The organism is Nostoc sp. DedSLP04, from assembly GCF_034530775.1.
In the GTDB taxonomy this organism is placed as follows: Bacteria; Cyanobacteriota; Cyanobacteriia; order Cyanobacteriales; family Nostocaceae; genus Nostoc.
The window spans coordinates 1-12,571 of sequence record NZ_JAVRCL010000045.1 but is presented as its reverse complement, the minus strand read 5'-3'; the positions used below and the strand labels follow the sequence as shown (position 1 = coordinate 12,571).

The window sequence follows — 12,571 nt, the reverse complement described above, 5'->3', positions numbered from 1 at the left end:
GTGCCTCAAGGAAAGTCACAGGAATAATTTTCACTCTATTCAGATTTTCCTGAAAACGCCAATATTATTAAGCATAAGTATTGGATCGAGAAAATACCGTAACTCAACCAATGGGGTCTTGGGTTTAGTTGGCGTATCCTGGAAATGGCATACTGAACCAATGTGCCAGTTAATGCTTGTGTGTGCCAGCGAGATCCGGCAATTAATACAGTGAAAGCAAATGACTAAATCTACCAATCAAGATATTCATTCCCCCTCCCCTATCCGCAAACGTTTGTGGTTGCTGGTGTTGAGTCGGGGTAGCATTGCCTTGAGTGGACTTTTGCTGTTAGGAGTTCTCGTTGGTATTTGGCGGTTGTGGACTTTTGTCCAAACAGAGTTAACGCCGTTGGCACAACAAAGTTTGACTACTACACTCAACCGTCCGGTAAAACTGGGAAGAGTCACACAATTTTCGTTGACAGGAGTACAGTTTGGGGCTTCAGCTATCCCAGCCACACCCACAGATGCAGATCGGGCCACAGTCGAATCTGTAGAGGTGGGTTTCGATCTGTTACAACTAATTTTTAATCGCCATCTAAAGCTAGATGTAACTTTAGTCAACCCAGATATTTACATTGACCAGGATGACCAAGGGCGTTGGGTTTCCACTACCATTACGTCGTCAGGTGGAAGCAGTGCAATTAAAACCGATTTGGACTACCTGCGGTTTCGTAATGCCAAGCTGGCCTTGATGCCGGATGAGAGAGTAGAGGGAGATGAGGGGGTAGAGGAGCAGGGGGGCAGCACTTCGGCTACGCTCAGTGACCGGGGAGCAGGGGGGCAGGGGGGCAGCACTTCGGCTACGCTCAGTGACCAGCGAGCAGGGGGGCAGGGGGGCAAGGGAGAATACCCAAATTCTAATTCAGTACTGGATAAACGCCCTGCTACCGCTAACAACACTCAGCAATTGCCGGTGCTATTTTCTCAACTCAATGGTTCTGCTCAACTTTTAGCAAATAATCAGTTGATCCGGTTTGAAGTCGGGGGTCAAGCAGACAGTGGTGGTAATATTTCCATTCAGGGAGAGACACGTTCTAAGGTGCTAGCAGGGACTTTCCAGGTGCAAGCACAAGATTTTTTGGCTGAGAATATTACTCGGTTGATTAAGTTACCAATTAACTTACAGGCGGGTCGAGCCAATGGCGATTTGTTAGTTCGGTTGACACCAGGACAGCAAACTCTATTGTTTGGCAACGCTACTGTGCAAGGGGTAACGCTGCAAATACCCAAAGTCCCGCAACTGTTGAGCAATAGTCAAGGAAACCTCCACTTCCAAGGAACAGAGTTGCAGTTAAATAATGTGACTAGCAACTACGGCAAAATTCCTTTAGTGGCTACGGGAATCGTCGACACGAAAGCAGGCTTGAAGTTGGCAGCGCGTGTAAATGCGGTGAGTTTGGCGAATGCCCAAGAGACTCTCAAGGTAAAATTACCTGTAGCGATCGCTGGACAAGTACAAGCTTCTTTGCAAATTACCGGATCGACAAAAGAGCCAATACTCTCCGGCTCAGTTGCCACAATCCGAACTGCCAGAATTGACAAAGTTGATTTTAATAGCATCAGTAGTAAGTTTGAGCTTGCTACTAGTTCCTCTTTAATTACCTTAAAAGATATTCAAGGTAAAGCCAAAGTTGGTGGTGAAATCACGGGCGCTGGTACAATTAGACTTGGTAAAAATCCGCGACTGGATTTAAATTTCGCTGCCAAGAATGTTCCAGGGGATGCGATCGCAAATGTCTACGAAACAACACCTACCTTTCAAATCGGCAATGTCTCTGCTACAGCTCAACTAACTGGCGCTCCTACCAATGTCCAAACCGTGGTACAGTTCCAAGCTCCTAATGGAACTTACCCCGGAACTGGTGAAGTTGCGATCGCTCCAAATCGCACCGTCTCTTTCCGTAATGTGGCTCTGAATATAAGTGGTGGTACAGTTCGGGCAACTGGTAGTTATGCCAATGAGCGTTGGCAAGCTCTGGCTGTTGCCTCTGGGGTAAAATTAGAACCCTTTGTAGACAAAAGTCAACTGCAAAATGTCTCTTTGGCTGGGGCACAATTCAATGGTCGTCTCATCCTCTCAGGCAGCACAGCACCATTTGAAATTGCCACAATTCGCAGTGATGGTGCAGGAGTTCAAATTGGTGGCGGCACAGTTGCAGTTTCTAATATCCAACTGCAAAACCAAAGTTTCTCGGCTCAACTGGTAGCTAATGGCGTGCGGTTGGGACAAATATTGAAACAGTCTCCCCCAGCTTTAGATAATCCTTTGGTGGGAACGTTCCAAATCGCAGGTAGCAGAGATGATTTCAGCCTGAAAACCTTCCGTGGCAGTGGTGAGGGTCGCCTTGCTATTGGTGGCGGTACGGTTACAGCCTCTAATATTCAAGTAGCGAATGGTTTATATCAGGCACAAGTTCAGGCTAAGAATGTGCCTGTGCAAAAGTTGGCAAAAGTACCCAAGCAGTTCCAAGGGGCGTTAACTGGTAAGTTCGATGTAGCGGGTTCTGTTGATTCTTTTAAACCGCAAACGATCCAAGCCAACGGTCAGGCGCGGATAAATGTTGCAGATGGAACTATTACAGCCTCTAATATCCAAGTGGGTAATGGTGTATACCAGGCGCAAGTTCAGGCAACCAATGTACCTGTGCGGCAGTTGGCAGCAGTACCACCGCAGTTTGGAGGGAAGTTAACTGGTCAAGTAAACGTGGCGGGTTCTGTTGAATCCTTCCAACCGCAAACGATCCAAGCCAACGGTCAGGGGCGGATAAATGTTGCAGATGGAACTATTACAGCCTCTAATATCCAAGTGGGTAATGGTGTATACCAGGCGCAAGTTGAGGCAACTAATGTACCGTTACAGCAGTTAGCAGCAGTACCACCACAGTTTCGAGGGACGTTAACTGGTCAAGCAAACGTGGCGGGTTCTGTTGATTCTTTCCAACCACAAACTATCCAAGCTAACGGTCAGGGACGGCTGGATGTTGCAGGTGGAACGATCGCAGCCTCTAATATCCAAGTAGCTAATGGTCGCTATCAAGCTGTCGTCGATGCTGCCGGTGTGGAATTAAATCGGCTCAATCAGCAATTACGAGGTCAGTTTGGCGGTCAATTGCAATTAGCTGGTACGCTTGGATCGTCCAAATTAGCTGATGTGCGTGCAGCTGGACAGGTGCAATTATCTCAAGGTATCCCTGGTTTAGAGCGACCTCTGACGGCTGCGATCGCTTGGAGTGGTGAAAGGCTAACTATTGAGCGAGCCACTGCTCCCGGTTTAAGTGTTACTGGTAATATATTAGCCAATGCAAAATCAGCAGGGATACCGGAAATTACTGCCCTAAATCTCAATGTCCAAGCGCAGAATTACAACTTAAAACAGTTACCAATCAATCTTCCCAATCAAGTTGCTGTGGGGGGGAGAGTAGATTTTAATGGTCAAATCACAGGTAAACTGCCCTTACCAAATGTAGTAGGGCAAATCAACTTACGAGACTTGGTTGTTCAAGATATTGCTTTTGAGCCGTTGTTAACTGGAAACATCGATTCAGCGCAGGGACGTGGGTTGAGTTTAAACTTGGCAGGTAATAGCGATCGCTTGAACTTCAATTTAGATGCCAATAATCGCCCGAAATCTTTCTTAGTTAAGTGGCAGCAAGCATCAGCCACAGGTAATGTTCAAGGAAATGATTGGGCGCTGAAACTTGCCAATTTCCCCTTACAAATATTGAATTTGACGCCGCCACCGATTACTCGATTGGGTGCTGGTAAGATAGCTGGGTTGTTAACTGGGGATTTGCTGTTTAATCAGCAGACATTGGCAACAACGGGGAATTTAGCGATCGCTAATCCGCAAATTGGCCGGGTTAAAGGCGATCGAATAGCTGCTCAATTCCGCTACAGTGACGGTAAAGCTACACTCACTAGTAGCGAATTTGTCAAAGGAAAAAGTAGCTACGCCCTTGTTGGGACTGTGGCTCAAAGCCCTAAAGGGCCTAAATTACAAGGGAAATTGAACGTCAAGCAGGGTGAGATCCAAGATGTTCTAGCTGTAGCCAAGGTATTTGATTTACAAAATTTGCCAGGTGGTTCGGCAGAAATTTACGGCACCGCAGCGGATCTGACTACCAACCCCCAAGGAACGCCAAATGAACCCTTATTAACCCAAATCCAACGGTTTTCTGAAATTGAAGCTTTGCTGGCAGAACAGGAAGAACAGCGACTTAATTCCACTCCAATACCGGATTTGGCAGACTTAAAAGGAACTTTCAATGGGGAAGTGGCTGTAAATACAGCTACAGCTAATGGATTATCAGTAGATTTTAATTTGAATGGACAAGACTTTGCCTGGGGTAAAAAGGAAGAACGAAATCGTTTTTATACTGCCGATCGAGTGATTGCCGAAGGTAACTTTGAAAATGGTGTTTTGAGTTTGCGACCATTACGAATCCAGTCTAAAAACAGACTGATTGCCTTTACGGGTAACGTTGGTGGTGATGAACAATCTGGTCAGTTGCGGGTGAATAATTTTCCGGTACAACTATTGAATAATGTTGTCAAACTACCAGTTGGAATCACAGGTAATCTTAATGGTACAGCAGCTTTAGCAGGTAGCATTGCTAATCCCCAAGCTAGAGGGGAATTGCAAATCACCGAAGGAATATTAAATCAGAGCAAAATAGAATCAGCAAGAGCAAGTTTCAGCTATGCCAACGGACGCTTAAACTTTGGTAGTACTGTAGCAATTGCTGGCCCAAAACCTGTTGATATTACTGGCAGCATTCCTTATAAATTGCCTTTTGCTTCCGTCGCACCAGACAGCGATCAAATCAGTTTGGATATGAAGTTAGAAAACGAGGGATTGGGGCTGTTAAACGCATTGAATAATCAAGTGTTATTTGAGAAAGGTGAAGGAGAAGTAGACTTGAAAGTGCGGGGAACATTGCAAAAACCCCAAGTACAGGGAATTGCTACTGTCAATGATGCTACTTTTTCAGCCCAGGCTTTGCCACGTAAGCTGAGAGGTGTCACAGGTAGAGTTCTGTTTAATTTTGACAGCATCTTAGTAGAAAATCTTCAAGGTAGATTTAGCCGTGGGACGGTAAAAGCCGCTGGTGAAATTCCCATTTTCAACAATGAGAACGTAACTATCAAAAATCCCCTGACTGTTAATCTCGATCAGTTAGCGTTGAATCTCAAGGGACTTTACCAAGGAGGCGCTAGTGGCAATTTGCAGATTACTGGTTCTGCCCTTAACCCCATAATTGGCGGTAGAGTAGATTTATTTGATGGTAAAGTATTGCTGGCAGAATCTACCAACGCTACGACATCTGAAAATGGTAGTATTGGCGTATCACCTACAAAAGATAATAAGCAGAGCAAATCTGAAATTGGAAATAGCACGGGAAATACTAACGCCAGATTTAATAATTTAGATTTGGAACTAGGTAAAAACGTCCAAATTACCCGTGACCCTATTCTCAACTTCCGTGCCAGCGGTAATCTCATAGTTAACGGCTTAATTAATCAGCCGATACCCGATGGTACCATCCAGTTAGAAAAAGGAGGGGTAAATTTATTTACTACCCAATTTAACCTTGCTCGTGGCTATAAACACACCGCAACTTTTAGTCCTTCTCAACCCCGCGACCCCAACTTAGATATTCGGCTATTTGCCAAAGTACTAGATGTAACTCAAAGTAATGACTTCAGCCGAGTAAATTCTACAGGTTTATCAGCGTTAGAGAGTGTTCGAGTTGAAGCTACTATCAACGGTTTAGCTAGCAAACTAAATGAAAATCTAGAATTAACAAGTAGTCCGTCACGTAGTCAAACTGAAATTGTTGCTCTTTTAGGAGGTGGATTTGTAGACACCCAAGGGCGTGCAGACAGTACTTTAGGTCTGATTAACATCGCAGGTTCGGCTGTATTTAACAATTTTCAGTCAGCTTTTAACCAGATTGGGAGTACCTTTGGTTTAAGCGAACTGCGGATATTTCCTACCGTTATTTCTGAGAATCCCGAAGCTGGAAGAAGCAATTCAACTTTAGAATTAGCAGCGGAGGCTGGGGTTGACATTTCTTCCAAAATATCCGTTTCCAGTATTAAAATTTTGACAACAAACGATCCCTTCCAATGGGGTATTAATTACCGGATAAACAATGAATTTCGCGTGCGTGCCTCCACTAACTTAACCGATGACAGTCGTGCTGTAGTGGAATATCAAAAGCGGTTTTAAATAAATCTCTTCAATTACGAATTACTTCCTGTTCCCTCTTCTCCTTGCTTCTCAATAGCTTGTCGTACCTGTTTAACATCCAATTCTAATGCTTCAGCAATTTGCTCTATACTTAAACCCAACTTAAGTAGACGGGGTATAGTATTGAGTTTTGTTTCTTTGCGAACCTCTTCTTTTACTTCCTGCTTTGTTTCTTCTTTTACTTCCTGGTAAAATTTAGTTTGTCTCCAATCGGTTAATCCAAACATTGCTTCTAACTCCTGTTGACTTTTGTTTACAAATTTGTAGATAAGCATTCTCTCTACTAATTCTAAAAGATTGCTACGGTTAGCTTCATCCGTTTGTTGTACTTGTTTTATCAAGTTTTTCGCTTGCTGTACGGCTCGATCTTCGGCTGCAACTACTAACTTAATTATGCCTAGCCCAATCGAAGATGATAGTACATTATCTAATTCGTCTAAATAAATTATACGAATTTGCTGTGGAGCTAATGATGTTTGATAAATGAATGGTATACCTGGATCGAGATTACGTTGAGCAAAAAGTAATACTGCTTGCCAGCGACGTTGAGGTTTATATTGATTGATATAGAGGAAAGCTTCTGTGATTATTCGCCAGTAAATATCATCATCGCGCTGAAACTGTACCTCAACAAAATAGATTGTGTCTTCTGGGTAGTCAGGTTTGGGTAAGAATAAGCCATCGATACGACGTGCTAGTTCTTTGATTTCTACTGAGGTAAATTGGTAGTGTAATGCTAAAGCTTGCGATTGTTCCAAAAGTTCAAATAATACACCTGGAAGAGTTTGGAATAAGGTGTAAAAAATCGTGTCTGTTTTCATGCACTCTCGATATTTGAATATTTTCAGATTATCGGGGCTGAGAGAAGATGATTTTTCTAAATTTATTAAATTGTGATATCATCACCTTGCTGATTAATAGCTAATCGCAAAATTGATAATCCTAAAATTATCAAAAATAGTACTAAACCAATTGTGCAAGCATAGCTAATTTCCAAGTTATTGAAGGCTTGCTCATATAAATAATAAACAATCGTTTTTGAGCTACTGAGTGGGCCTCCTTGAGTCATAATGTAGACTTCTTCAAACACTTTGGTCGCAGAAATAGCCGAAATTACTGCCACTAAGGCTAAATATGGCTTCATTAAAGGTATGGTAATATCCCAATGTTTGCTAATACCATCAGAGCCATCAATGGCTGCGGCTTCGTACACATCAGCGGGAATTGATTGCAACCCCGCTAAATAAATCACCATGTAATAGCCTAATCCTTTCCATACGGTGACAGCCATGACGCTGGCAAGAGAAATTGGTACAATGCCAAGAATTTTTGCTGGGCTAGTTAGCCAAGGAATACCTTCTGGAAAAAGACCTAAAGCTTTAAATAACTGATTCAGTAATCCGTTTTCTGCATATAGCCATTTCCAAGCTATTCCCGCAACCACCATTGAAATTACTACTGGAGTGTAGTACGCTGCTCTAAACCAATTCATTCCCCGCAGTTTCTGATTTACCAAAATTGCCAGTACTAAGGGAGCGATTACTAAAATTGGTACTACACCTACAAGATATAAAAAAGTGTTTTCCAAAGTTTTCCAAAAAACTGCATCCTTCCAAAGCTTGAGAAAGTTGGCTAAACCTATCCATTGTGGCGGCTGGGCAATGTCTTCATAACTGGTAAAGCTGAGGTAAAACGCTTGCAGTGCAGGCCAAAAGACTGTTAAGCCTAAAAGAACTAAGGCGGGTAATAAAAATAAATAAGGGGTAAGCCGTTGTTTGATGAACATCCAATTTTTAGGTATCAATTGATTCATAAGAAGTTTAATAGTTGTTTTTGCTTTGTCAAAACAAGAATTTGAAGATGTGAGTAGATTTAAGCTTCAATATTTTAAGGGCATATATTTGCTTGCGTAAGTATTGGCGTAGCCTCTCGTAGAGAAGTTTGTCGTAGACATCACTAATTAATAACTTGGAGATCGACTGCAATGGAAACTCAGCACAATCCGCCAATTGAACATCAAAATGTCCCCATAAACCACCGTGGACTGCATGATTTTTTGTATAGTTCTGACAACGAACACGCCGCCATTGAGGTGAGTATAACTCCTGAACTGGCAAACAATGGTACTGAAATCATTGGCTTTGAGGCTTGGAGTGTAGCTGCTCAAAACGCTAAAATTGCCGGAGTTTACGCAGTATTAGATGCAGAACGTCACACGCAGTACATTGGCTATTCTCGGAATGTGTTGCTTTCCCTAAACAGCCATCTTCGCCAAAATGGCGAGCAAAAGTGTGCTTTTGTACGCGTGCAAGCATTCAAGTTTCCCAAACGTCAAGAAATGGAAGATTTGCGAGATGCGTGGATAGCAGAACTTGAAAGTACGCCACCTGGTAATGCAACTGATTGCAGAATGTGGGCTAGTACGGTAGGTGAAGCTACTAAGGCGGTAATGTCAGAAGCCCAACTTCAAGCCTACGAGGAGAAAAAGCTAAAACTGCGGAAAGCAATGGCTGATACAACCCTTTCTAAAGAGTTAGAAACAATAGATGCGAGTGAAGCCGAACGTCAACGTCAACTTGAAGCTGCTGTGAAAAACGATGACTGGAGTGTAATTATTGACGCACAGACACAGGAAACTAAGTATTGATTTTTGTCTGCTTGAGTGCGTCTGACTTTTTGAGTAAGTGGCATGAAAGTTTTGTGAAAGATGAGAAGATTTTAAAACGCAAAGGGGCGCTGAGGGAAGCGCAAAGGTTCGCAGAGGAGTGAATTCTTTGCGTTCCTTTGCGTAAACCTTTGCGTTCCTCTGCGTTAAAAAAGGATATATATGACGACAAAATTAGATGCTCTGATTAATTCTCTAAAAGGTATAGAAACTATTACTGACTCTACTCAAGTCGCAAAATTATCCCAGGATTATCACACTTTTAGCCCTGTGTTAGTGTCGAAACTAGAGGGAAAAGTTGGGGATCTCGTAGTGTGTCCCGCGAATGAAGCAGAGGTTTTAAAAGTTGCAGCTGCGTGTGCAAAACATCGTATACCTGTAACTGTGCGAGGTGCGGGAACTGGGAACTATGGGCAATGTGTACCTTTGCACGGTGGCGTAATTTTAGATATGACGCGGTTGCAAGAGATTCTTTGGGTGAAACCGGGGGTGGCGCGGGTAGAAGCTGGGGTGAAGTTGGCAGCTTTGGATAAAAAAACACGAGAAATCGGCTGGGAAATTCGTATGGCACCCTCTACGTACCGCACAGCGACAATTGGCGGATTTATTGCTGGGGGAAGTGGCGGTATTGGCTCGATCCAATATGGGTTACTAGCCGATCGCGGTAATATCTTAGCATTGCGAGTGGTAACTGTAGAAGATGAACCCCGTGCGATCGCATTACGCGGCGATGATGTCCAAAAGGTAAATCATGCTTGGGGAATTAATGGCATCATCACTGAAGTCGAAATTCCTTTAGGGCCAGCTTATCCTTGGGCAGAAGTCATTGTCACCTTTGATGACTTTATGACAGCAGCAAAGTTTGGTCAGGCAATTGGTAATGCTGATGGCATGATTAAGAAGTTAATTTCTGTCTTTGCATCTTCAATTTCCCAATATTTTCACGCAGTACAAGAGTATATTCCTGAAGGAAGTCACTCAGTATTCTTGATAATTTCTGAACCGAGTTTGGAATTCTTACCGGCTTTGGTGGAGCAATACGGCGGACAAATTACCTATAAAAAACCAGCTGAGGAAGCAGCTAAAGGTACACATTTAGCGGAATTTTCCTGGAACCACACTACCTTACTTGCCCGGAGTGTAGATACTGGGATTACATACTTACAAAGTCTCTTTCCTAATGATGGCAATTTGCAACTAGTAGAGCAGATGTATAATTACTTCGGCGATGAGGTAATGATGCATTTAGAATTTTTTCGGGTGAATGGTGTCGTAGTTCCTGGTGCATTGCAACTTGTGCGTTACACCACAGAAGAACGCCTCAATGAAATTATCCGCTATCACGAAGAACAGGGTGTGAGTATTGCCAATCCTCATACGTATATTATTGAAGACGGCGGCAGAAAATTTATCGATCCTGAGCAGTTAAAATTTAAAGAAATAGTCGATCCTTATGGGTTGATGAACCCCGGTAAAAGCAAGGTTATTCAATTCCATACTCAAAATTAGCAAACTACAGAAACACATATCAGAAATTTCTCTGTATATTTGTGTAACCTCTCTCTAAAAAGCTAGCTGTTGGGCGTTTATAATTTGTGGTTTGATTTTAACAGCCGTGGGGATAACCCAAAATCCAACATTCCAATAATCGCCCATGATTGAAATTGACGGTTCCTACGGAGAGGGAGGCGGACAAGTTCTTCGCACTTCCTTAAGTCTAGCCGCCATTACCGGCGAACCCATACGAATTACAGGCATTCGCGCTGGACGCAAAAAGCCAGGATTAGCAGCGCAACACTTAACAGCAGTTCGGGCGGCGGCGAGAATTTGTAATGCCCAACTACGAGGTGATGCTTTGGGTTCAATGCTGCTAGAATTCATCCCAGGTAGTGCTGTGCAAGCGGGAATTTATACCTTTGATGTTAGTAAAGCACAACAAGGTGGTTCTGCGGGTGCGATCGCTCTAGTTCTTCAAACAATTCTCTTACCTTTGGCACTAGCATCTGGCAATTCCTTGGTGACACTAAAGGGTGGAACTCATGTGAATTTTAGCCCGACAGCGACGTATATTGAGCAAGTTTATCTGCCCATACTGCAACGCATGGGTGTAGAGGCCCAAGTCAAGTTAGGCGCTTGGGGGTGGTATCCCCAAGGTGGCGGAGAGGTAGAGTTACAGGTGGATGGCGGTGGTAAACTCGGTGGGATCGACTTGCTGGAACGGGGCGATTTACAACAGGTGCGAGGACTAGCAGTGGTGACGGAATTGCCTTCCCATATTCCGCAACGGATGGCGAATCGTGCGGAAAATTTGTTACGGGAAGCTCATTTAAAGGTTACTGTACAGACTTTACGAGAAAGAGGTGTGGCACCTGGGGCGGGTATTTTTTTAACTGCTGAGTATCAGAATAGCTTAACTGGCTTTGGTGGATTTGGGCGTTTGCGGTTGTCGGCGGAAACAGTTGCAGAGATTGCTTGTCAGCAACTGCTTGAGTTTCATTACACCGGCGCACCGGTGGATGAACATTTAGCAGATCAGTTATTATTGCCGGCTGCTTTAGCTTCACAAGAAAGTCACTATCGAGTGGCTGAAGTGAGTAGGCATTTGACAACAAATGCAGCAGTTATTGAACAGTTTGGGCTGGCGGAGATTAGAGTAAATGAAGCTGAGAAAATCGTGTCCGTGAGTCCTGTAATTAGTGAATAAGATTAAAGACTAAACACTTTCTTAAGAGCCTTGATTTTTGTAGTATCAATGCCACATTCAAGTTTAGAGATAAGTCAATATACTAGGTTAAGCAAAATACCTTGCAATACTATAGCAATCCGATTTGATTTCTGAATTAATCGTAGGGACTAGGGACTGGGGACTGGGAAGAAGGAATAAAGGTGTACTGAGTTTTTTTCAAAAATCAAATATGAGTCCTATAACACTTTGCCTATATTCCAATACAGTTCAGTTAAGCTTTTTCTCTCCCCCTGCCTCCCCTGCCTCCCCTGCTCCCCCTGCCTTAACAGATAAATTTGCTTAACTGAACCGTATTGGCCTATATTCCCGTTGACAAAATTATGCGTGGGTGTATAGCAACATAGGAAATGCCTCATTTCTAATAGCTGAAATGAGGCAAAGGAGCTTATATAAGTAAAAACAGAGAACTTTTGATACTCACTCTAGGACATTTGCAATCAATCCTGTAAAGCCAGATTTGTTGTAAGAATAAGCAAATGACAAATTTACAAGGCGATCGCAAGTAGAGTTAAAACTGAGTTTAGTTGTTCTTAATATTTACTATTTAATTAAATATCGAATATAGCCTTTGAATTTACCTCTACTAAAGGTATATATTTAAGTTAAGTCAGTTTGCGATCGCAAATACAAAAGACTGGGAATTGGGCATGGGGTATGGGGCACTAAATACAGAGATATTTTTTGTTGACTGTGGTTATGCCCAATCGGGTATGAGACTCTTGCATCTAGTAAATTATGCTCTTGGATGAATGTTTGAACTTTCTGGACGAATGTTTGAACTTTCTGGACGAATGTTTGAACTTTCTGGACGAATGTTTGAACTTTCTGGACGAATGTTTGAACTTTCTGGACGAATGTTTGAACT

General features: G+C 43.0%; 6 protein-coding genes. 4 read left to right on the top strand and 2 right to left on the bottom strand.

Annotated elements, in window-relative coordinates:
* Nucleotides 1–220 precede the first annotated feature (220 nt).
* Nucleotides 221–6,274: a translocation/assembly module TamB domain-containing protein gene (locus tag RMX89_RS23270; RefSeq protein ID WP_322690605.1), complete on the top strand. Its 6,054-nt coding sequence runs from the start codon at nt 221–223 to the stop codon at nt 6,272–6,274.
* Nucleotides 6,275–6,288: 14 nt separating this feature from the next.
* On the opposite strand, the gene RMX89_RS23265 is transcribed toward RMX89_RS23270, so the two are convergent.
* Together RMX89_RS23265 and RMX89_RS23260 are read right to left on the bottom strand one after the other, a co-directional pair.
* Nucleotides 6,289–7,116, bottom strand: coding sequence for an Rpn family recombination-promoting nuclease/putative transposase (locus RMX89_RS23265; RefSeq protein ID WP_322690604.1), 828 nt, complete (start codon nt 7,114–7,116; stop codon nt 6,289–6,291).
* Between the two features lie 65 nt (nt 7,117–7,181).
* Complete coding sequence (locus RMX89_RS23260; RefSeq protein WP_322690603.1) at nt 7,182–8,108, bottom strand: sugar ABC transporter permease; 927 nt, start codon at nt 8,106–8,108, stop codon at nt 7,182–7,184.
* Nucleotides 8,109–8,279: 171 nt separating this feature from the next.
* On the opposite strand from RMX89_RS23260, the gene RMX89_RS23255 reads away from it, so the two are divergent.
* From RMX89_RS23255 to rtcA, 3 genes are all read left to right on the top strand, one after another.
* Entirely contained in the window at nt 8,280–8,942 is a 663-nt protein-coding gene (locus RMX89_RS23255) for a GIY-YIG nuclease family protein (protein ID WP_322690602.1), read from the top strand.
* A gap of 180 nt (nt 8,943–9,122) precedes the next feature.
* Nucleotides 9,123–10,469 carry an FAD-binding oxidoreductase gene (locus RMX89_RS23250; RefSeq protein ID WP_322690601.1) on the top strand — a complete coding sequence of 449 codons (1,347 nt, stop codon included), beginning with the start codon at nt 9,123–9,125 and terminating at the stop codon, nt 10,467–10,469.
* 145 nt (nt 10,470–10,614) lie between these two features.
* Nucleotides 10,615–11,664, top strand: coding sequence for an RNA 3'-terminal phosphate cyclase (gene rtcA, locus RMX89_RS23245; protein WP_322690600.1), 1,050 nt, complete (start codon nt 10,615–10,617; stop codon nt 11,662–11,664).
* Nucleotides 11,665–12,571 lie beyond the last annotated feature (907 nt).